Genomic DNA, 19,825 nt, shown 5'->3' with positions numbered 1-19,825 from the left:
CCTTACTGCGCTGCTTCGAACAGCGAGAGAACCTCGGTCTGGGGATCGGTGAGAGTGAGCGTCACGACGGGCCGGCCGAGCGCGGCCAGGACCTTCGCGTCGCCGTCGGCCTGCGCCTCGATGAGCTGCCCGAACGTGAAGGGGAGACCGGGGATCTCGAGGTCGACCGGCGTGCGCTCCGTGATCTGCACGAAGACGCCCTGCGCGGGGCCGCCCTTGTGATACTGCCCGGTCGAGTGGAGGAACCGCGGCCCCCACCCGAAGGTCGCGGGGCGACCCGAGTCGGCGGCGACCATCTCGCGCAGGCCGTCGAGCTGCGGCACCTCGGTGCGCGCGACGTAGGCCTGGATCGAGACGTACCCGTCCTCCGGCAGACGCGCCCACAGCGCGTCCAGGACGCCCGCGATCGTCCCCGACTCGGCGAGTGCGGGGTCGCTCACGCGCACCTCGACGCCGTCCTCCGTGAAGGCGGGGGCGGCGGGCTCGGGACGCTGCGCGAGAAGTCCGCGCGCGGCCTCCTTCGCCGACTCGACGTCGGGCTGATCGAACGGGTTCACCCCGATGAGACGCGACGCGACCGCGACCGCGTACTCCCACACGAGGAACTGCTCGCCGAGCGCTCCGCTCACGAGCACCTCGCCGGGGTTGTGGTGCGGCGCATCGTCGACGTCGTCGACGATGCGCACGAGCTGCATGTCGGACGGCGTCTGCTCGACCTCGGGGGAGACCGGGAGGAGGACGACCGGCAGGATGCCCTTGCCGTCCTTGCCCGTGGACTCGGCGAGCAGCTGCTCGATCCAGTCGGGGAGTCCCTCGAGGCGCGTGCCGTCGGCGATGAGGCCGAGCTTGTCGCGGCGCGGCTCGGTCGCGGCGATCGCCGCTCCCAGCACGAGAGCGGGGTTCGACGGCGAGTCGATCGCGACGTCGAGCATCACGGCCTCCGCCTCGTCGAGCAGCCGCTCGATGTCCGCGCCGGCGAGGCCGCTCGGCACGAGGCCGAACGCCGTGAGGGCGGAGTAGCGGCCGCCCACCTCGGGGTCGGCGGCGAAGACGCGATAGCCGGCCTCTCGGGCAGCCGTGTCGAGCGGCGAGCCCGGGTCGGTCACGACGACGATGCGCTCTGCGGGGTCGATGCCGAGATCGCGGAAGGCGGTCTCGAAGACGCGGCGGTGCGCGTCGGTCTCGACGGTCGAGCCGGACTTCGACGAGACGACGAGCGCCGTGCGCTCGAGGCCGCCGTCCAGAGCGGCCAGCACGTCGCCCGGGGAGGTCGAGTCGAGGATGTCGAGCTCGACGCCGGCCGAGCGCGCGATCACCTCGGGGGCGAGCGACGAGCCGCCCATCCCCGAGAGGACGATGCGGTCCACGCCGCGCGCGCGGAGGTCGTCGCGCAGGGCGACGATCTCCGCGACGAGCGGGCGCGAGTTCGCGACGGCCTGGACCCAGCCGAGCCGGCGCGCCGCCTCGCCCTCCGCCGAGGAGCCCCACAGGGTGGGGTCCTCGGCGGTGATGCCCGATGCGACGAGGTCCGCGACGAGGCCGGGAACGGCCTCCTCTGCGGCGGTCCTCGCCGCACCGGACACGCGGATGGCGAATGTCACTTGGCGGACTCCAGCGCGGTGCGCACGGTCTCCTGGAGGTCGTGCCACGACGCGATGAACTTCTCGACGCCCTCGTCCTCGAGCACCTGGGTCACGTCGGCGAAGTCGACGCCCACGCCCGCGAGCGCGGAGAAGACCTCGCGCGCGTCCTCGTACGCGCCCGTCACGGTGTCGCCCGTGACGACGCCGTGGTCGAACGTGGCCTGGAGCGTCTTCTCGGGCATCGTGTTGACGACGCCCGGCGCGACGAGCTCGGTCACGTAGAGGGTGTCGGGAAGCGCCGGGTCCTTGACGCCGGTCGAGGCCCACAGCGGACGCTGCAGGTTCGCGCCGGCGGCGAGCAGGCCCTTCGCGCGGTCCTCCGCGAACTTCTGCTCGAACAGCTCGTACGCCAGGCGCGCGTTGGCGAGGCCGGCCTTCGACTTGAGCGCGAGCGCCTCGTCCGTGCCGATCGCCGCGAGGCGCTTGTCGACCTCGGTGTCCACGCGCGACACGAAGAACGACGCGACGGAGTGGATGCCCGACAGGTCGTGCCCGGCCTCCTTCGCCTTCTCGAGGCCGGCGAGGTAGGCGTCGATGACCTCGGCGTAGCGCTCGAGGCTGAAGATCAGCGTGACGTTGACGGAGATGCCCGCGCCGATCACCTCGGTGATGGCGGGCAGGCCCGCCTTCGTCGCGGGGATCTTGATGAGGACGTTCTCGCGGTCGACGGCCGCGTGGAGCTGCTTCGCCTGCGCGATCGTGCCCTCGGTGTCGTGGGCCAGGTCGGGGGAGACCTCGATCGACACGCGCCCGTCCACGCCGTTCGTGCGGTCGTAGATCGGACGGAAGATGTCGCAGGCGTCGCTCACGTCGGTCGTCGTGAGCGCGAAGATCGCGTCGTCGGCCGAGGCGCCCGCCGCGGCCTGCGCCGCGATCGAGTCCTCGTAGCCCACGTGCGCCGAGATCGCGCCCTGGAAGATCGTCGGGTTCGTCGTGATGCCGACGACGTCGCGCGTCTCGATGAGCTCGTGCAGGTTGCCCGACGTGATGCGCGAGCGCGACAGGTCGTCGAGCCAGATGCTGACGCCGGCGGCGGACAGGTCTGCGGTGGGGGAGGTCATGCGTTCTCCTTGAGGGTCTCGCGTGCGGCCGCCACGACGGCGTCCGCGGTGATGCCGAACTTCTCGAACAGCGTCTTGTAGTCGGCGGAGGCGCCGAAGTGCTCGATGGAGACCGAGCGGCCCTTGTCGCCGACGATGCCGCGCCACGTGAGCGCGACGCCCGCCTCGACCGAGACGCGCGCGGTGACGGACGAGGGCAGCACGCTCTCGCGGTACTCCTCGCTCTGCTCGGCGAACCACTCGAGCGACGGCGCGGACACGACGCGCGCGTTCACGCCGTCGGCCGCGAGGCGCTCGCGCGCCTCGACGGCGAGCTGCACCTCGGAGCCCGTCGCGATGAGGATGACATCGGGCGTGCCGTTCGGCGCCTCGGCCAGGACGTAGGCGCCCTTGACGGCGTGGGCCGCGGAGGCGAACACGTCCCCGCGCGCCTCCCCGTCGCCGCGCTCGTAGACGGGGATGTTCTGACGCGTGAGCGCGATGCCCGCGGGGCCCTGACGGCGACGCAGGATCTCGAGCCACACGACGCCCGTCTCGTTGGCGTCCGCGGGACGCACGACGGCGAGGTTCGGGATCGAGCGGAGCGTCGCGAGCTGCTCGACGGGCTGGTGCGTCGGGCCGTCCTCGCCGAGGGCGACGGAGTCGTGCGTCCAGACGAACACGCTGGGCACGTTCATGAGCGCCGCGAGACGGACCGCGGGGCGCATGTAGTCGCTGAAGATGAGGAACGTGCCGCCGAAGGCGCGCGTCGGGCCGTGCAGGACGATGCCGTTGAGGATGGCGCCCATCGCGTGCTCGCGGATGCCGAAGTGCAGCACGCGGCCGTAGGGGTTGCCCGACCACTCGTGCGTCGACCACTCGGCGGGGATGAACGACGCGGCGTCCTTGATCGTCGTGAGGTTCGACTCGGCGAGGTCGGCGGAGCCGCCCCACAGCTCGGGCAGCTCGGCCGCGAGGGCGTTGATGACCTGGCCCGACGCGGCGCGCGTGGACACGTCCTTGCCCGCCTCGAACACGGGAAGCGCGCTCTCGATGCCCTCGGGCAGCTCGCCCGCCTGCAGGCGGTCCCACAGCGCCTTGCGCTCGGGGTTCGCCTCGGCCCACGCGTCGAACGCCTTCTGCCACTCGGCGTGCGCGGCGGCGCCGCGCTCGACGAGCTGGCGCGTGTGCGCGATCACGTCGTCGGCGACCGCGAAGTGCTCCTCGGGGTCGAACCCGAGGACCTTCTTCGTCGCGGCGAGCTCCTCGGCGCCGAGCTTCGCGCCGTGGATCTTGCCGGAGTTCTGCTTGCCCGGCGAGGGGTAGCCGATGATCGTCTTCAGGATGATGAGCGACGGCTTCGAGGTCTCGGCCTTGGCCGCCTCGATCGCCGCGAACAGCTCCTGCACGTCCTCGACGTACTCGCCCGACTTCTTCCAGTCGACCGTGAGCACCTGCCAGCCGTACGCCTCGTAGCGCGCGGCGACATCCTCGGTGAAGGCGACGTTCGTGTCGTCCTCGATCGAGATCTGGTTCGAGTCGTAGATCGCGATGAGGTTGCCGAGCTGCTGGTGGCCCGCGAGCGAGCCGGCCTCGCTCGTGACGCCCTCCTGCAGGTCGCCGTCGCCCGCGATCACGTAGATGTGGTGGTCGAACGGGCTCTCGCCCGCCGGCGCCTCGGGGTCGAACAGGCCGCGCTCGTAGCGCGCCGCGTACGCGAAGCCGACCGACGAGGCCAGGCCCTGACCGAGCGGGCCGGTCGTGATCTCGACGCCCTTCGTGTGGCCGTACTCGGGGTGGCCGGGGGTCAGCGAGCCCCACGTGCGCAGTGCCTTGAGGTCGTCGAGCTCGAGCCCGAAGCCGCCGAGGTACAGCTGCACGTATTGGGTCAGCGAGGAGTGGCCAGCGGACAGGATGAACCGGTCGCGACCGGGCCACTGCGTGTCCGCAGGGTCGTGCCGCAGCACCCGCTGGTACAGGAGGTACGCCGCGGGAGCGAGGCTCATCGCCGTTCCCGGGTGGCCGTTGCCGACCTTCTCCACGGCGTCTGCCGCCAGCAGGCGTGCTGTGTCCACAGCGCGCCGATCGATCTCATCCCAACGCAGTTCCGACACCGGACCGCCTTTCGTGGTGGGGCTTGTGCGCCCGGCTCTCGGTCCGCGGATCCCGTAACACAGGCGAAGCAGACGGCACTCGGGCGCGCGTTTCTGGCCCCAGCATAGCCTCGCGGCGGATGGGGCGTGCCGGTCTGTGACGACCGGTTGCGCCGAGTGTGGCAGAGCGCTGTGACGCGCGGGTGACGTGCGTCTCACGACGCCGGCCGCACGGGTGTGAGGAGGATCCGGGCGGCGCGCCGATGGCCTAGAATCGGATGTGCCTGTGCCAGCCGAGGGGAGACGTGAGCGCATGTCCACGACGATCGTCGATTCGGATCGGACCTCGCGTCAGCGTCTCGGCCGGAAGATCCGCGCGTACGTCGCGCTCACGAAGCCGCGCGTGCTCGAGCTGCTGCTCGTGTCGACCGTGCCGGTCATGTTCCTCGCCGCGAACGGCGTCCCGAACCTCTGGCTCGTGCTCGCGACCGTCATCGGCGGATCGCTGAGCGCCGGCTCCGCGGCCGCGTTCAACATGTACATCGACCGCGACATCGACGCGCACATGGCGCGCACCGAGAACCGGCCGATCGTGACGGGGGAGATCTCGCCCCGCAGCGCGCTCGTGTTCGCGTGGACCCTCGCGATCGTCTCGACCGTCTGGTTCCTGGCGACGACGAATCTCCTGACGGCGTCGCTGTCGGCGTTCGCGATCTTCTTCTACGTCGTGATCTACACGATGATCCTCAAGCGCCGCACCGAGCAGAACATCGTCTGGGGCGGCATCGCCGGGTGCTTCCCGGTGCTCATCGGCTGGGCCGCCGTCACGAACGGCCTGGACTGGGCGCCCTTCATCCTCTTCGCGCTCGTGTTCCTGTGGACGCCGCCGCACTACTGGCCGCTCTCCATCAAGTACGCGGTCGACTACGAGAACACCGACGTCCCGATGCTCGGGGCCACGCGATCGGGATCCCAGGTCGGCCTCCAGATCATCCTCTACGCATGGGCGACCGTCGCGTGCTCGCTCCTGCTCATCCCGGTCGCCGGCATGGGCCTCGTGTACTCGGTGTCGGCGCTCGTCTTCGGCGGCTGGTTCATCTACGAGTCGCACCGGCTCTACAACCGCACGGTGCTCGAGCAGGACGGCGAGAGCCGACCGCGCCCGATGCGCGTCTTCCACGCGTCGATCACGTACCTCACGCTCGTCTTCGTTGCCGTCGCGGTCGACCCGCTGCTGCCGTTCTGACGCGTCCGGCACGCGCAGGGGTAGCGTTCTGAGTGATGACGAACCCTCCCGCGCAGCCGCCGACCCGCTCCATCCCGATCTCCGACCGCCGCCGGTGGGAGGCGTTCTGGGTCTGCGTGAGCGTGTCGGGCTTCACGATCCTCGACATCTCGAAGGTCAACGTCGCGCTCCCTGCGATCGAGACGGCCTTCGGCGCCGGATCGACCGAGCTCCAGCTCGTCGTCTCGGGATACATCCTCGCGTTCGGGCTCGTGCTCGTGCCGATGGGTCGCCTCGGCGACCAGCGGTCACGCAAGTCGCTCCTGCTCATCGGCCTCGTGCTCTTCACGCTGTCGAGCGCCGCGTGCGCGCTCGCGGGCGACATCTGGGTGCTGCTGGCAGCGCGGCTCCTGCAGGGCGTGGCAGCGGGCATCCAGATGCCGCAGGTGATGGGCACCATCCAGCAGCTGTTCACGGGCAGGGAGCGCGGCACAGCCTTCGGTCTCTTCGGCGCGATGATCGGCCTCGCCACGGCCTTCGGCCCCACGATCGGCGGCCTCCTCATCGCGGTCGGCGGGGAGGCCGACGGATGGCGATGGATCTTCTGGATGAACGTCCCCCTGTTCGCGATCGCGTTCGGGCTCGTCCTGTGGCTGCTGCCGGAGCTGCGCAGGCCGAGCCGCGACCCGGTCTCGCTCGACCCCGTGGGCGTGCTCCTCTTCGGCGTCGCGGTCGTCGCGCTCATGCTGCCCTTCCTCTTCACGACGGGCTCGCCTGACGACGCCCCCGAGCGGTGGTGGACGCTCGTCGTCTTCGTGCTGTTCGCGGCCGCCTTCGTCGCGTGGGAGCGCGGATACGAGCGCAGGGGCGGCTCGCCCCTCATCACGCTGCGCCTGTTCCGCGTGTCGTCGTTCCGCAACGGCACGATCATCATGGCCGCGTACTTCACGGGCCTACCTGCCCTGTTCCTGCTCACGACCCTCTTCCTGCAGACCGGGCTCGGCGTGTCCGCGCTGCACGCCGGCATGGTCACGATCGGGTTCGCCCTCGTGAGCGCCGTCTCGTCGTGGTTCGGCGGTCAGCTCGTCGGGCGCTTCGGGCGCCCCGTGGTGGTCGTCGGCCTCGTCCTCGTGCTCGCGACGGTCGTCGGGCTCGCCGTGACCGCGCTGTTCATCCCGCCGGCTGCCACGCCCTGGGCGATGGCCGCGGTGATGGTCGTGGGCGGCCTCGGCGGCGGCATGGTCATCTCGCCCAACCAGACGCTCACTCTCGCCGAGATCCCGCCCGTGCAGGGCGGCGTCGCCGGATCGATCGGACAGCTCGGACAGCGCGTCGGCACCGCGATCGGCACGGCGGTCGGTCTGTCGCTCTTCTACGCGACGATCTACCGCGAGACGGCCGAGAAGCCGGCGCTCGAGGTGTACCACGATGCCTACGCGATCGGGCTCATGTCGGTCGCGCTCTTCGTCGCGGTCGCGTTCGCTGTCGCCCTCATCGACATGGGGTCGCGACTGCGCCGCGACCGGTCGGGAGCCGGAGAGGCCTGAGCCTCCCCGGCACCCGACCTGCGCCCTCAGCGGACCTCGGCGGGCTCCGAGACGGCCGGCGCGGTGTGCACGTGCGCGGCGGGCTCATCGTCGGCGGACTGGTCCTCGGCGGACATCGCCGGGGCCTGCGCTTCGGCGGCGCGCGGCGCGACGACGGCCTTCGCGGCGGCGAGGGCGAGCGCGAGGATCAGCCCGACGGCGCCCGCGCCCACGAGCCCCGCAGCGAGGGTGATCCAGGCCTGGCCGACGTACACCTCCACGCCGGTCGCCGTGCCGTTCAGGAGCATCTCCTCCATGGTGCCGATGCGGGGCAGGGACAGCGCGAGGCCGCCCGCGATCGCGAGCACGGATGCGAGCACGAGCGTCCAGTACGCGGCGCTGCGGGTGAGACGGGCGGGGTGAGTCATGATCCTCCTCTGTGCGCCGCATCTCGGCGCGGGGTCCACCCTCGCGACCCGGCCAGGGCGCGGCCGATGCGCGGGCTATGCGTCCTCTGTGAACCGCGGCCCTGGTGGTGGCGCCCCCGCGGGCCTATCGTGCCGCCCATGGGCATCAGGATGGAGAACGTCGGCATCGCCGTCCGCGACCTCGAGGAGGCGATCGCGTTCTTCCGCGATCTCGGCCTCGCCGTCATCGGGCGCGACGAGGTGAGCGGCGAATGGGCGGACACGGCGGTGGGACTCGACGGCAACCACGCGCGGATCGCGATGCTCGAGACGCCGGATGGGAGCGGACGGCTCGAGCTCTTCGAGTACCTCCACCCCGATGCGCTCGAGACGGAGCCGACCCTCCCGAACGAGATCGGGATGCACCGCGTCGCGTTCTCGGTCGACGACCTCGATGCGGCGCTCGAGATCGCCGCCCGGCACGGCTGTCGCCCGCTGCGCGGCGTCGCGGACTACCAGGGGGTCTACCGCCTGACCTACCTGCGCGGCCCGAGCGGCATCCTCGTGATGCTCGCGGAGGAGCAGCGGCGCTCTCGCTAGTCTGGACGCGACGCCGATCGGAAGGAGTCCTGTGTTCTCATACGATCCGTACGCCGAGCTCGCGACGCTGCGCAGCTTCGCGCCGCTCGCGCTCACGAGCACCGACATCGCCGAGGGGCAGCCGCTGCCTCTCGCGCAGTGGGGATCCGCCGGCGGCGGCTCCGACACGTCGCCCCAGCTCAGCTGGTCGGGCGCGCCGGAGGGAACGCGGTCGTACGCCGTGTCGTGCTTCGACCCGGATGCGCCCACGGGCGCCGGCTACTGGCACTGGGCGGTCTACGACGTGCCCGCCGATGTGACGTCGTTCGCGACGGGCGAGGCGGGGCGCACGCCCGGCATCACCCTGCGCAACGAGGCGGGAGTCCCCGGCTACATCGGCGCGGGGCCGCCTCCGGGCACGGGGGTCCACCGCTACTTCTTCGTCGTGGACGCCCTCGACGTCGAGCACCTCGACATCACGTCGGACGCGACACCGTCGATCCTCGGATTCCAGCGTCATTTCCACTCGCTGGCCCGCGGCATCCTCGTCGCGACCGCGACGGCCGATTAGTCGCGGGGGAGCGCAGCGGGGGTCTTCATCCGCAGCACGACCACCGTGAACGTCGCGGCCGACAGCGCGGCGAGCACCATGTGGATGCCGACGAGCAGCTCGGGCAGGCCGTTCCTCGCCTGGATCACGCCCACGAGGATCTGCACGCCGATCGCGAGCAGCAGCACGGCCATCCAGCGGCGCGTCGGCAGGCGGAGCGTCCAGGCGGCCGCGAGGAGCACGACGACGAGCCCGAGCAGGATGTAGCCGGGCCAGGAGTGCACGTGGGCGAGGACCGTCGCGTCGAACCCGCGGCGGATCACCTCGGCGTCGCCCGAGTGCGGGCCGGAGCCGGTCGTCAGGACGCCGAAGAGGATGGTCACCGCGAGCACGAGGGACGTGACGTGCGTGAGGATCAGGTACCAGCGGGGGACCGCGAGGCTGCGCGGTCCCGGTGCGTCGTATGCGCGGACGAGGAACGCCGCGGTCAGGCACACGAGGGTGAGCGATGCGGCGTAGTGGAAGCCGACGATGAAGGGGTTCAGCCCCGTCCACACGGTGATGCCGCCGACCACGGCCTGCGCGACGATGCCGCCGAGCACGATCGCCGCGAGCGCGAACAGGTCGCGGCGCTCGGCGCGCATCCGCCACACGAGCACGAGCACGGCGAGGGCGACGAGGCCGACGACGCCCGTCATCGTGCGGTTGCCGAACTCGATGAGTCCGTGCACGCCCATCTCCGGGGTCGGAACGAGCGACTCCGGCGTGCACAGCGGCCACTCCGAGCAGCCCAGGCCCGACCCCGTGAGGCGCACGGCGCCGCCCGTGCCGATGATGATCGTCTCGGCGATGAACGACAGCCAGGCCGCGACGCGCACGCGCGCGTCGACCGCGGTCGGAAGCCAGGAGACGAACCGCGTGCGCAGGTCGGCGGCGGCGGATGGTGCGGTGTCGGCGGGCATGGCGAGGCGCCTCCTGCGGTTCGCCTGAGCGTCCGGCGCGAACGGCGCCGAACGAGGCGGAACCTGTAGAATCGTGGGTGACTGAGGATGCGGGCGCGTGCGCTCAGCGCATCCACTAACAGTGTAGGCGCGAGCGATCGCGCCGGAAGCCGGGTCCCACAGACGGCCGCTCCGCTCCGAGCGACCGGGGCGGATGACACCGCTGCGAGACCCCTGAGGAGAGTGTGAAGCGTCATGTCTGATGTGCTGATCGACCGCCCCGAGCTCGAAGGACTGGGGGTGTACGAGTTCGGATGGCACGATGCCGACGCGGCTGGCGCGAGCGCCAGGCGCGGCCTCAGCGAGGCCGTCGTGCGCGACATCTCGGCCCTCAAGAGCGAGCCGGAATGGATGCTCAAGAACCGTCTCAAGGGCCTCCAGCTCTTCGGACGCAAGCCGATGCCGACGTGGGGCGCCGACCTCAGCGAGATCGACTTCGACAACATCAAGTACTTCGTCCGCTCCACCGAGAAGCAGGCGCAGTCCTGGGAGGACCTCCCCGAGGACATCAAGAACACGTACGAGCGCCTCGGCATCCCCGAGGCCGAGCGCCAGCGCCTCGTCGCGGGCGTCGCGGCTCAGTACGAGTCGGAGGTCGTGTACCACCAGATCCGCGAGGACCTGGAGGCGCAGGGCGTCATCTTCATGGACACCGACACCGCGCTGCGCGAGCACCCCGAGTTCTTCGAGGAGTACTTCGGCACGGTCATCCCGGCCGGCGACAACAAGTTCGCCGCGCTGAACACGGCCGTCTGGTCGGGCGGCTCGTTCGTCTACGTGCCCAAGGGCGTCCACGTCGAGATCCCGCTCCAGGCCTACTTCCGCATCAACACGGAGAACATGGGCCAGTTCGAGCGGACGCTCATCATCGCCGACGAGGACTCGTACGTCCACTACATCGAGGGCTGCACGGCTCCCATCTACAAGAGCGACTCGCTGCACTCGGCGGTCGTCGAGATCATCGTGAAGAAGAACGCCCGCGTGCGCTACACGACGATCCAGAACTGGTCGAACAACGTCTACAACCTCGTCACCAAGCGCGCGATCGCGCACGAGGGCGCGACGATGGAGTGGATCGACGGCAACATCGGCTCCAAGGTGACGATGAAGTACCCGTCGATCTTCCTCATGGGCGAGCGCGCCAAGGGCGAGACCCTCTCGGTCGCCTTCGCGGGCCCCGGCCAGCACCAGGACGCCGGCGCGAAGATGATCCACATGGCGCCGTACACGCAGTCGTCGATCGTCTCGAAGTCGATCGCCCGCGGCGGCGGTCGCGCCGGCTACCGCGGCGAGGTGCGCGTCGACGCGAACGCGCACCACTCGGCGAACACCGTGCGCTGCGACGCGCTCCTGGTCGACACGATCTCGCGCAGCGACACCTACCCGGCGATCGACATCCGCGTCGACGACGTGCAGCTCGGCCACGAGGCGACCGTCTCGAAGGTCAGCGAGGAGCAGCTGTTCTACCTCATGAGCCGCGGCCTCCCCGAGGACGAGGCGATGGCCATGATCGTGCGCGGGTTCATCGAGCCGATCGCGCGCGAGCTGCCCATGGAGTACGCACTGGAGCTCAACAAGCTCATCGAGATGGGCATGGAAGGATCGGTCGGCTAGATGACGACCCCGACGCAGGCGCCGGAGCAGACGGCGCAGGACACGCACGCTCACGTGGACCCGGCCGCGGCTCTCCGCGACGACGCCGTCGTCCCCGTCCAGACGCGCTCGGAGCGGCTCCGCTCCTACGAGCCGGCCGACTTCGGCACGCCCACGGGCCGCGAGGTCAACTGGAAGCACACGCCCGTCGACCGCATCGCGCCGCTCTTCGCGGTCGCCGACGCGAACGACGGCGTGACCACGACCTTCGTCTCGGGCGGGCAGTACGCCGCGGCACCCCTCGCCGCCGGCACGGCGCCGCGCGGCGAGTTCTTCGAGCCCGAGGACCTGCCGGCCGCCGTGGCCTGGCAGGGGGCCGCCGAGGCGCTGCACATCCGCGTTCCGCGCGAGGAGGAGGTCGCCGAGCCGATCGTCGTCCTCGTCGACGGCCAGGGCGCTGACCGCCGCGCTGACGCGCACATCGTGATCGAGGCGCTCGAGCTGTCGAAGGCCACCGTCGTGCTGCGGCACACGGGCACGGCCCAGTACGCGCAGAACGTCGAGATCCTCGTGCGCGACGGCGCCCAGCTCACGGTCGTCTCGGTGCAGCAGTGGGACGACTCGGCCGTGCACGCCGCTGCCCACCAGGCGCGCGTCGACCGCGATGCGACGCTCCGCCACGTCGTCGTGAGCTTCGGCGGCGGCGTCGTCCGGGTGAACCCGAACGTCGAGCTCGCCGGCCAGGGCGCGAACGGCGAGGTCTACGGCCTCGCCTTCGCCGACGACGGGCAGCACCTCGAGAGCCAGGTCTACCTCTTCCACAAGGGCCCGGAGACGACCGGCGACGTGCTCTACAAGGGCGCGCTGCAGGGCCTCACGGCCCGCTCGGTCTGGATCGGCGACGTGCTCATCGGCCCCGACGCGACCGGGACCGACTCCTACGAGGCGAACCGCAACCTCATCCTCACGAACGGCGCGCGCGCGGACTCGATCCCGAACCTCGAGATCCAGACCGGCGACATCAAGGGCGCCGGCCACGCGTCCGCGACCGGTCGATTCGATGACGAGCAGCTGTTCTACCTCCAGGCGCGCGGCATCACCGAGGCCGAGGCGCGCCGCCTCGTCGTCCTCGGCTTCCTGAACGAGATCGCGCAGAAGATCGACGTGCCGGGCCTGCAGGACGAGCTCGTCGCCGCGATCGAGAAGGAGCTCGCAGACGGGGCGGCGGCATGACCGCGTCCCGTGTGTGCTCGTTCAGCGAGCTCGAGCCGGACACCGCGCTGCGGGTCGTCGTCGACGGCGTGCCGATCGCGGTCGTGCGCGACTCGAACGACGAGGTGCACGCGATCGGCGATGTCTGCACGCACGGCGACATCTCGCTGTCCGAGGGCTTCGTCGAGGGCGAATCGCTCGAGTGCTGGGCCCACGGCTCGGCCTTCTCGCTCCGCACGGGCAAGCCCCTGAACCTCCCCGCTTACGAGCCCGTCCCGGTCTACGTCGTCCAGATCGACGGCGACGACGTGCTCATCGACCCGAATGTGAAGAAGGAAATCTGAAATGGCAGTCCTCGAGATCCGCGACCTGCACGTGACGGTCGAGACCGATGAGGGTACGACGCCCATCCTCAACGGCGTCAACCTCACCGTGAAGACGGGCGAGACCCACGCGATCATGGGCCCCAACGGCTCGGGCAAGTCGACCCTCGCGTCGACCATCGCCGGTCACCCGAAGTACACCGTGACCTCCGGCTCGATCACGCTCGACGGCGAGGACGTCCTCGAGATGTCGGTCGACGAGCGCGCCCGCGCCGGCCTGTTCCTCGCGATGCAGTACCCGGTCGAGATCCCCGGCGTGACGGTGACGAACTTCCTCCGCACCGCCAAGACCGCGCTCGACGGCGAGGCGCCGGCGATCCGCACGTGGACCAAGCAGGTCAAGGAGGGCATGAAGAACCTCCGGATGGACGACAGGTTCGCGCAGCGCAACGTCAACGAGGGCTTCTCGGGCGGCGAGAAGAAGCGCCACGAGATCCTCCAGCTCGAGCTCCTCAAGCCGCAGCTGGCCATCCTCGACGAGACCGACTCGGGGCTCGACGTCGACGCGCTCAAGATCGTCTCGGAGGGCGTGAACCGCGCCAAGGAGAACACCGGCCTCGGCGTCCTCCTCATCACGCACTACACGCGCATCCTCCGCTACATCAAGCCGGACTTCGTGCACGTCATGGTCAAGGGCCAGGTCGTCGAGGAGGGCGGGCCGGAGCTCGCCGAGCGCCTCGAGAACGAGGGCTACGACCGGTACTTCGCCCCCGGCGAGCCGATCGAGGCGTAGGCTCGCGACATGTCCGCGACCCTCACCCCGGAGAAGTACGACGAGGTCATCGAGGCCCTCAAGGAGGTCATGGACCCCGAGCTCGGCGTCAACGTCGTCGACCTCGGGCTCATCTACGACCTCGCGTGGGACGACGAGAACGACGCGCTCGTCATCCACATGACGCTCACGAGCGCCGGGTGCCCGCTGACCGACGTGCTCGAGGAGCAGACGGCCCAGGCCCTCGACGGCGTGGTCGACCGCTTCCGCATCAACTGGGTGTGGATGCCGCCGTGGGGTCCCGAGCGGATCACCGACGACGGGCGCGACATGATGCGCGCCCTCGGATTCGCGATCTGAGACCGACCGACACGGAACGACCCGGAGCCGCGGCTCCGGGTCGTTCCGCGTCTAGGCTCGAAGGGTGACCACGCCGCTCGACGCCCTGCCCCTGGAGACCCTGCGCACCCGAACGAGCACGAAGTGGGCGACGTACCCCGCCGACGTCCTGCCGCTCTTCGTGGCCGAGACGGACTTCCCGCTCGCCCCGGCCATCTCCCAGGCGCTCAGCGCGGCGGTCGAGCGCGGCGACACGGGGTACGTGCCCCCGCGCACGCGCTATCCGGAGGCGTTCGCGGGCTTCGCGAGCCGCCGCTACGGCTGGGAGGTCGACCCCGCGCGCGTGCGCACGACGTGCGACGTCATGATGGGCGTCGCCGAGGCCATCCGCGCGGTGGCCGGCCCCGGCGAGGGCGTCATCGTCACGCCGCCGGTCTACCCGCCCTTCTTCGCGGTGCACGAGGAGTCCGCCACCGAGGCCATCCGCGTCCCCCTGGTTCGCACCGACGCCGGCTGGCAGCTCGACCTCGACGGCATCGACGCGGCGTTCGCGGCCGGTGCGAAGGCCATCCTGCTCTGCAACCCGCACAATCCGACCGGCACGGTGCACGCGCGCGAGGCGCTCGCGGAGCTGGCCGAGATCGCCGCGCGCCATGGCGCGTGGGTGATCAGCGATGAGATCCACGCGCCGCTCGTGCTGCCCGGCGCGGAGTACACGCCGTTCCTCGCGGCGAGCGAGACGGCGGCCGAGGTCGGCATCGCCCTCACGAGCGCGAGCAAGGCGTTCAACCTCGCGGGGCTCAAGTGCGCGCATTTCGTCACGGCCTCCGACGCCGCGCACGCCGTCGTGAGCCGGATCCCCATGGAGGTCGAGTGGCGCACGGGGCTGTTCGGCATCCTCGCGGGGATCGCGGCGTTCGAGGACGGCGACGGATGGCTCGACGCCCTGATCGCGCGACTCGACGCGAACCGCGCCCTGCTCGCGGACCTGCTCGCGGAGCACGTGCCCGGCGCGCGCTATCTGCCGGGCGACGCCGGCTTCCTGGCCTGGGTCGACCTCGGCGCGCTCGGATGGGGCGACGACCCGTCGCGGCGCATCCTCAAGGACGCGAAGGTCGCGCTCAACCCCGGACCGTCCTTCGGCGCGGAGGGCGCGGGATTCGCGCGCATCAACTACGGCACCGGACCGGAGATCCTCGAGGCGGCCATCCGGCGCATCGGCGCGCTCATCGCGTCGTGAGCGGGGTCGATCCCCGCGCCGCCGCGTCGGGGCAGGTTCCGGTCGTGCCCGCGACCGCGGGGCCGAGCATCTGGCGGAGGCCGTACCTCCTCACGACGCTCGGCGCGGTGGCGCTCATCTTCCTCGCCGCGCTCCAGTCCCTCGCCGTCACCACGGTGATGCCGGTCGTGGCGAGCGACCTGAACGGCGAGGCCCTGTACGCTGTCGCGTTCTCGGGGACGTTCGCGACCGCGGTGATCGGGATGGTCGCGGCCGGCGCGTGGTCGGATCGGACGGGGCCCGTCGCACCGCTCTTCACGGCCGCGCTGTTCTTCGTCGCGGGCCTTGCGATCGACGCGCTCGCGGGCGACATGACGACGCTCGTCGTCGGGCGGCTCATCATGGGACTCGGCTCGGGAGGCCAGGTCGTCGCGCTCTACGTCGTCGTCGCACGCGTCTTCCCCGCGCAGGTGCAGGGTCGGGTCATGGCGTCGTTCTCGGCCGCGTGGATCGTCCCCTCGCTCGTCGGCCCGGTGCTCGCGGGCGCCGTTGCCCAGTATCTCCACTGGCGGTGGGTCTTCGCGGGGATCGCGATCCTCACCGTCGCGGCCTTCGCGATGATCGCGCCCAGCCTGCGGGGCCTTCGCACGTCGCCGGAGGAGCCCCACATGGGCGGCATCGCGCGACGCCTCCTGTTCGCGGTCGTCGTCGCGGTCGGGGCCCTCGCGCTCAGCCTCTCCGGCGAGTTCGAGGGGGCGCTCGGCTGGCTCGCGGCGGCCGCATCGCTCGTCGTCGTCGCGGCGTCCATCCTGCCGCTCCTGCCGGCGCGGACGATCCGCCTCGCACGCGGACTGCCGAGCGTCATCGTGATGCGCGGGCTCATCGCGGGCGCGCTCTTCGGCGCCGAGATCTACGTGCCGTACCTGCTCATCGACCGCTTCGGGTTCTCTCCGACGACGGCGGGGGCCGGTCTCACCGTCGCGGCGCTCACCTGGGCTGCAGCGGCGGAGCTGTCGGGGCGATTCGGAGATCGGATGGGGAACCGCCGCATCGCGCTGCTCGGCGCCGCCCTGCTCGCGGTCGCCCTCACCGCGTGCATGCTCACGGCCGCGCTCGGCCTGCCGGCCTGGGTGCCGATCGGCTTCTGGGGCTTCGCGGGACTCGGCATGGGCCTCGTCTACCCTCGGCTCACCGTGCTCACGATCGCCTACTCATCGGCTCGCAACCAGGGGTTCAACTCCTCGGCGCTCCAGATCAGCGACTCGGTGGGGGCGTCGGCGACGATGGCGGTCATGGGGCTCGCGTTCACGGCCCTCGGGGGCGCGTCGGGCGCGTTCGCCGCGGTCTTCGGCATCGGGCTCCTGCTTGCGCTGGCCGCGCTCGTCCCCGGGCTGCGCCTGGGCCACGCGCGCGAGGTCTGAGCGCGCTCAGCCGGCGCCGAGACCCGCGAGGATCACCGCGACGCCGTGCCGGAAGTCGGCATCCGCTGCGTCGGCGCCGTCACCCGGCACGACACCCAGCTCGGCGGCCTGCAGCCGCTGCTGCACGAGCGACGCGTGCCCGAGGACGAACGGGAGCAGGATGGCGGCCCCGCGGTCGGCGTCGTCCTGCGGGAGCGTCCGGGCGAGCGCCTCGGCGAGCCGTCGGCGGGGGGCGTCCTCGCCGAGCGCGAGCGCCTGCGTGCTCAGCACGACCTCGGCGCCGTCGCGATGCGCGAGAAGCGCGTCGCGGAGGGCGAGCGCGACCTCGGCCGGCGAGGCGTCGTCGTCGACCTCCGCCGCCCGCACGATGCGATCCGCGAGCGCGGCGAGGAGCACCTGCTTGCTGTCGAAGTGCCAGTAGAGCGCGCTGGCGCGCACGTCGAGCTCGGCCGCGAGCCGCCGCATGGTGAGATCGCCCAGTCCGTGGGTGTCGAGGATGCGCAGGGCGGCCTCGACGATGCCGGCGCGATCGTTGCGGGCTGTCGTCGCGTCGGCCATGCCCATGAGTATACTGAACGCCGTTCACGTGAACGCTGTTCAGGACGCGTTCCCCGCCGACAGGAGACCCCCATGACCGTGACGAGCCGTTTCGAAGGCCGCGACATCGCGCGCATCGCCGTGTTCGCCGCTCTCATCATCGCCCTCGGCCTGGTCGGCCCGATCCCGGGCCCGGTCGGCGTGCCGATCACGGCGCAGACGCTGGGCGTGATGCTCGCCGGCGCGGTGCTCGGATGGCGGAACGCGGCCGCCGCGGTGCTCGTGGTCATCGTGCTGACGGCGGTGGGGCTCCCGGTCCTCGCCGGCGGGCGCGGCGGGCTCGGCGTCTTCGTCGGCCCCACGGCGGGGTATCTGCTCGGCTGGATCCCGGGCGCTGCGGTCGTCGGGCTCATCGCGCACGCGGGCCGTCGCTTCGCGTGGTGGCGGGTGGCCGTCGGCGCCGTCGTCGGCGGGATCGGCGTGATCTACGCGATCGGCGTGCCGGTGCAGGCCCTCGTGATGGGCCTGCCCCTCGGCGATGCTCTCGTCGCGAGCGCCGTGTTCCTGCCGGGCGATCTCATCAAGGCCGCCGCCGCGACGGTGCTCGCGGTCGCGCTGCACCGCGCCTATCCCGTCGCGTTCCCTCGGCGCACGCCGCAGCCCGCCCTGCAGGCCGCCGGTGAGTGACGCGCGCGGGGTCATCCGCCTCGAGCGCGTGTCGGTCGAGGTCGGCGGCGCGCGCATCCTGCAGGACGTCTCCGTCGAGCTGCCGCAGCGCCGGATCGCGGTGATCGGCGCGAACGGCTCGGGCAAGTCGACGTTCGCTCGGGTGCTCGACGGCCTCGTCGCGCCGACGTCGGGCGTCGTCTCGGTCCACGGCATCGACGTCGTGCGCGAGCCGAAGCGGCTGCGCGAGGCCGTGGGATTCGTGTTCACCGACCCCGACGCGCAGATCCTCATGCCCACTCCGGCCGAGGACGTCGCCCTCTCGCTCAAGGGGAGCGGGCTCTCGCGCGGCGAGGTCGCCGCGGCCGTCGCCCGCGAGCTCGAGCGGCACGGACTCGACGCGCACGCCGACCAGCCCGCCTACAGCCTGTCCGGCGGCCAGAAGCAGCTGCTCGCGCTCGTCTCGGTGCTCATCCGCCGCCCGCGCCTCATCATCGCCGACGAGCCGACGACCCTGCTCGACCTCGGCAACGCGCGTCGCATCGCGGACATCCTCATCGACGAGGTCGTCGCGCAGACCGTGATCGTCACGCACGACCTCGAGCTCGCTGCGCGGTGCGACATCGCGCTCCGGTTCGCGCACGGCCGCCTGATCGAGGTCGGCGAGCCTGACGGCGTGATCGCACGCTACCGAGCGGAGTTCGCGGGGGAGCGCGCGTGATCTCGCTGTACCGGCCCGGCGGCAGCGTCATCCATCGGATGCCCGCGGGCGCGAAGCTCGCGGTCATGGCCGCGCTCGCGCTGGCGATCTCGCTGTGGCCGCACACGCCCCTCACCGCGGTCGCCGCGCTGGTCCTCGTCATCGGGCTCTTCGCCCTCGGCGGCTTCGGGCCACGCGAATGGCTGCGGCAGGTCTGGGCGCTGCGGTGGATCGTCGCCTTCATGGCGGCGACGCAGCTCCTGTTCCTCGGGCCGACGCCGGCGCTCGTCAACACCGTGCGCGTCGCGTCGGTCGTGCTCCTCGCGGCGCTCCTCACGCTCACGACCCGCACGGACGAGCTCCTCGCCGCACTCGAGCGCCTCCTGCGACCGCTCTCGCGGATCGGCGCGGATCCGTGGCGGATCGCGTTCACGCTCTCCCTCACGATCGCGCTCGTGCCCGTCGTGGCCGACTTCGCACGGCGCATCCGCGAGGCACAGCGCGCGCGGGGCGTGAGGCTCGGATTCCGGGCCGTGCTGCCGCTGCTCGTGATGTCGCTGCGCCATGCCGACGGCGTGGCCGACGCGCTGACCGCCCGCGGGGTCGCGTGATGCCCGTGCGCGTGGGGGAGCACCTCGTCCACGGCGCGGTCGTCGACGCTCAGACACGGTGCGCGCACTGGCACGGGCCGCGCGACGTCCTCGCCATCCGCTTCCCGTGCTGCGGCCGCTGGTATCCGTGCCACTCCTGCCATGAGGAGGCGGCCGACCATCCGGGCGAGGTGTGGCCAGCGGATGCCGCGGGTGAGCGCGCGCTCCTGTGCGGCCGCTGCGGCGAGACGTCGACCATCGCGGAGTACCTCTCGTCCTCGACGTGCGCCCGCTGCGGCGGGGCCTTCAACGAGCGCTGCCGCCTCCACCACGACCTCTACTTCGCGTAGGCGCCTCTCCCAGGAGGCCGAGCGGCGCCCCCGCCTATA

The 19,825-nt window shown here is 71.5% G+C and carries 21 protein-coding genes; 15 read left to right on the top strand and 6 right to left on the bottom strand.

Going from position 1 to position 19,825, the window contains the following annotated elements:
* Window positions 1-2 precede the first annotated feature (2 nt).
* Genes GC092_RS09605 through tkt form a run of 3 tightly spaced genes read right to left on the bottom strand, consistent with a single transcriptional unit; the run spans window position 3 to window position 4,797 of the window.
* Window positions 3-1,601: a glucose-6-phosphate isomerase gene (locus GC092_RS09605; protein ID WP_271174046.1), complete on the bottom strand. Its 1,599-nt coding sequence runs from the start codon at window positions 1,599-1,601 to the stop codon at window positions 3-5.
* Window positions 1,598-2,704: a transaldolase gene (tal, locus tag GC092_RS09600; RefSeq protein WP_271174047.1), complete on the bottom strand. Its 1,107-nt coding sequence runs from the start codon at window positions 2,702-2,704 to the stop codon at window positions 1,598-1,600. Before tal ends, GC092_RS09605 begins: the two co-directional genes overlap by 4 nt.
* On the bottom strand, window positions 2,701-4,797 hold the full coding sequence (tkt, locus tag GC092_RS09595; RefSeq protein ID WP_271174048.1) for a transketolase: 2,097 nt from the start codon (window positions 4,795-4,797) through the stop codon (window positions 2,701-2,703). The genes tal and tkt overlap by 4 nt, the downstream gene beginning before the upstream one ends.
* A 292-nt stretch (window positions 4,798-5,089) precedes the next feature.
* Here tkt and GC092_RS09590 point away from each other — a divergent pair, with 292 nt between their 5' ends.
* Window positions 5,090-6,022, top strand: a complete 933-nt coding sequence (locus GC092_RS09590; RefSeq protein WP_271174049.1) for a heme o synthase — start codon at window positions 5,090-5,092, stop codon at window positions 6,020-6,022.
* Between the two features lie 35 nt (window positions 6,023-6,057).
* Window positions 6,058-7,548: an MFS transporter gene (locus tag GC092_RS09585; protein WP_324011606.1), complete on the top strand. Its 1,491-nt coding sequence runs from the start codon at window positions 6,058-6,060 to the stop codon at window positions 7,546-7,548.
* A gap of 26 nt (window positions 7,549-7,574) precedes the next feature.
* Here GC092_RS09585 and GC092_RS09580 read toward each other — a convergent pair whose 3' ends face one another.
* The gene (locus tag GC092_RS09580) at window positions 7,575-7,955 is read right to left on the bottom strand and encodes a dinucleotide-utilizing enzyme (RefSeq protein ID WP_324011604.1); all 381 of its coding nucleotides are present in this window, start codon (window positions 7,953-7,955) and stop codon (window positions 7,575-7,577) included.
* Between the two features lie 138 nt (window positions 7,956-8,093).
* Between GC092_RS09580 and GC092_RS09575 the strand changes: the two genes are divergently transcribed.
* Window positions 8,094-8,534, top strand: a complete 441-nt coding sequence (locus GC092_RS09575) for a VOC family protein (protein ID WP_282979827.1) — start codon at window positions 8,094-8,096, stop codon at window positions 8,532-8,534.
* A gap of 31 nt (window positions 8,535-8,565) precedes the next feature.
* The gene (locus GC092_RS09570) at window positions 8,566-9,084 is read left to right on the top strand and encodes a YbhB/YbcL family Raf kinase inhibitor-like protein (RefSeq protein ID WP_271174053.1); all 519 of its coding nucleotides are present in this window, start codon (window positions 8,566-8,568) and stop codon (window positions 9,082-9,084) included.
* On the opposite strand, the gene GC092_RS09565 is transcribed toward GC092_RS09570, so the two are convergent.
* Window positions 9,081-10,025, bottom strand: a complete 945-nt coding sequence (locus GC092_RS09565; RefSeq protein ID WP_324011602.1) for a COX15/CtaA family protein — start codon at window positions 10,023-10,025, stop codon at window positions 9,081-9,083. The genes GC092_RS09570 and GC092_RS09565 overlap by 4 nt on opposite strands.
* A gap of 234 nt (window positions 10,026-10,259) precedes the next feature.
* On the opposite strand from GC092_RS09565, the gene sufB reads away from it, so the two are divergent.
* From sufB to GC092_RS09530, 7 genes are all read left to right on the top strand, one after another.
* The gene (gene sufB, locus GC092_RS09560; RefSeq protein WP_271174055.1) at window positions 10,260-11,678 is read left to right on the top strand and encodes a Fe-S cluster assembly protein SufB; all 1,419 of its coding nucleotides are present in this window, start codon (window positions 10,260-10,262) and stop codon (window positions 11,676-11,678) included.
* On the top strand, window positions 11,679-12,890 hold the full coding sequence (gene sufD / locus GC092_RS09555) for a Fe-S cluster assembly protein SufD (protein ID WP_271174056.1): 1,212 nt from the start codon (window positions 11,679-11,681) through the stop codon (window positions 12,888-12,890).
* Window positions 12,887-13,213 carry a non-heme iron oxygenase ferredoxin subunit gene (locus GC092_RS09550; protein ID WP_271174057.1) on the top strand — a complete coding sequence of 109 codons (327 nt, stop codon included), beginning with the start codon at window positions 12,887-12,889 and terminating at the stop codon, window positions 13,211-13,213. The genes sufD and GC092_RS09550 overlap by 4 nt, the downstream gene beginning before the upstream one ends.
* Before the next feature lies 1 nt (window position 13,214).
* Entirely contained in the window at window positions 13,215-13,985 is a 771-nt protein-coding gene (sufC, locus tag GC092_RS09545; RefSeq protein WP_271174058.1) for a Fe-S cluster assembly ATPase SufC, read from the top strand.
* A 9-nt stretch (window positions 13,986-13,994) separates the two neighbouring features.
* Window positions 13,995-14,324 carry a metal-sulfur cluster assembly factor gene (locus tag GC092_RS09540; RefSeq protein ID WP_271174059.1) on the top strand — a complete coding sequence of 110 codons (330 nt, stop codon included), beginning with the start codon at window positions 13,995-13,997 and terminating at the stop codon, window positions 14,322-14,324.
* A 64-nt stretch (window positions 14,325-14,388) separates the two neighbouring features.
* Entirely contained in the window at window positions 14,389-15,543 is a 1,155-nt protein-coding gene (locus GC092_RS09535; RefSeq protein ID WP_324011599.1) for a MalY/PatB family protein, read from the top strand.
* Window positions 15,540-16,943 carry an MFS transporter gene (locus GC092_RS09530; RefSeq protein WP_324011597.1) on the top strand — a complete coding sequence of 468 codons (1,404 nt, stop codon included), beginning with the start codon at window positions 15,540-15,542 and terminating at the stop codon, window positions 16,941-16,943. The genes GC092_RS09535 and GC092_RS09530 overlap by 4 nt, the downstream gene beginning before the upstream one ends.
* Before the next feature lie 6 nt (window positions 16,944-16,949).
* Here the strand turns inward: GC092_RS09530 and GC092_RS09525 are convergent, their stop codons facing one another.
* Window positions 16,950-17,501 carry a TetR family transcriptional regulator gene (locus GC092_RS09525; protein WP_282979835.1) on the bottom strand — a complete coding sequence of 184 codons (552 nt, stop codon included), beginning with the start codon at window positions 17,499-17,501 and terminating at the stop codon, window positions 16,950-16,952.
* A 72-nt stretch (window positions 17,502-17,573) separates the two neighbouring features.
* Here GC092_RS09525 and GC092_RS09520 point away from each other — a divergent pair, with 72 nt between their 5' ends.
* From GC092_RS09520 to GC092_RS09505, 4 genes are read left to right on the top strand one after another with little or no spacing between them, the layout of a single operon-like run.
* Window positions 17,574-18,167, top strand: coding sequence for a biotin transporter BioY (locus GC092_RS09520; protein WP_324011594.1), 594 nt, complete (start codon window positions 17,574-17,576; stop codon window positions 18,165-18,167).
* Complete coding sequence (locus GC092_RS09515) at window positions 18,160-18,867, top strand: energy-coupling factor ABC transporter ATP-binding protein (RefSeq protein ID WP_324011592.1); 708 nt, start codon at window positions 18,160-18,162, stop codon at window positions 18,865-18,867. Before GC092_RS09520 ends, GC092_RS09515 begins: the two co-directional genes overlap by 8 nt.
* Window positions 18,864-19,457: a CbiQ family ECF transporter T component gene (locus GC092_RS09510; RefSeq protein ID WP_324011590.1), complete on the top strand. Its 594-nt coding sequence runs from the start codon at window positions 18,864-18,866 to the stop codon at window positions 19,455-19,457. Before GC092_RS09515 ends, GC092_RS09510 begins: the two co-directional genes overlap by 4 nt.
* Window positions 19,457-19,786, top strand: a complete 330-nt coding sequence (locus GC092_RS09505) for a CHY zinc finger protein (protein WP_324011589.1) — start codon at window positions 19,457-19,459, stop codon at window positions 19,784-19,786. Before GC092_RS09510 ends, GC092_RS09505 begins: the two co-directional genes overlap by 1 nt.
* The last annotated feature ends 39 nt before the right edge of the window (window positions 19,787-19,825 follow it).

Source organism: Microbacterium sp. JZ37 (genome assembly GCF_035188445.1).
Lineage (GTDB): Bacteria > Actinomycetota > Actinomycetes > Actinomycetales > Microbacteriaceae > Microbacterium > Microbacterium barkeri.
Note: the sequence above shows the minus strand (reverse complement) of the source record. Positions and strands in the feature narration are given on the sequence as shown.

What these genes read in the sequence shown, in the direction of transcription:
- sufB (WP_271174055.1), top strand. Translation starts at nt 10,260, where the DNA reads ATGTCTGATGTGCTGATCGACCGCCCCGAGCTCGAAGGACTGGGGGTG.
- GC092_RS09575 (WP_282979827.1), top strand. Translation starts at nt 8,094, where the DNA reads ATGGGCATCAGGATGGAGAACGTCGGCATCGCCGTCCGCGACCTCGAG.
- tal (WP_271174047.1), bottom strand. Translation starts at nt 2,704, where the DNA reads ATGACCTCCCCCACCGCAGACCTGTCCGCCGCCGGCGTCAGCATCTGG.
- GC092_RS09520 (WP_324011594.1), top strand. Translation starts at nt 17,574, where the DNA reads ATGACCGTGACGAGCCGTTTCGAAGGCCGCGACATCGCGCGCATCGCC.
- GC092_RS09565 (WP_324011602.1), bottom strand. Translation starts at nt 10,025, where the DNA reads ATGCCCGCCGACACCGCACCATCCGCCGCCGCCGACCTGCGCACGCGG.
- GC092_RS09550 (WP_271174057.1), top strand. Translation starts at nt 12,887, where the DNA reads ATGACCGCGTCCCGTGTGTGCTCGTTCAGCGAGCTCGAGCCGGACACC.
- sufC (WP_271174058.1), top strand. Translation starts at nt 13,215, where the DNA reads ATGGCAGTCCTCGAGATCCGCGACCTGCACGTGACGGTCGAGACCGAT.
- GC092_RS09580 (WP_324011604.1), bottom strand. Translation starts at nt 7,955, where the DNA reads ATGACTCACCCCGCCCGTCTCACCCGCAGCGCCGCGTACTGGACGCTC.
- GC092_RS09540 (WP_271174059.1), top strand. Translation starts at nt 13,995, where the DNA reads ATGTCCGCGACCCTCACCCCGGAGAAGTACGACGAGGTCATCGAGGCC.
- GC092_RS09505 (WP_324011589.1), top strand. Translation starts at nt 19,457, where the DNA reads ATGCCCGTGCGCGTGGGGGAGCACCTCGTCCACGGCGCGGTCGTCGAC.
- GC092_RS09590 (WP_271174049.1), top strand. Translation starts at nt 5,090, where the DNA reads ATGTCCACGACGATCGTCGATTCGGATCGGACCTCGCGTCAGCGTCTC.
- GC092_RS09525 (WP_282979835.1), bottom strand. Translation starts at nt 17,501, where the DNA reads ATGGCCGACGCGACGACAGCCCGCAACGATCGCGCCGGCATCGTCGAG.
- GC092_RS09585 (WP_324011606.1), top strand. Translation starts at nt 6,058, where the DNA reads ATGACGAACCCTCCCGCGCAGCCGCCGACCCGCTCCATCCCGATCTCC.
- sufD (WP_271174056.1), top strand. Translation starts at nt 11,679, where the DNA reads ATGACGACCCCGACGCAGGCGCCGGAGCAGACGGCGCAGGACACGCAC.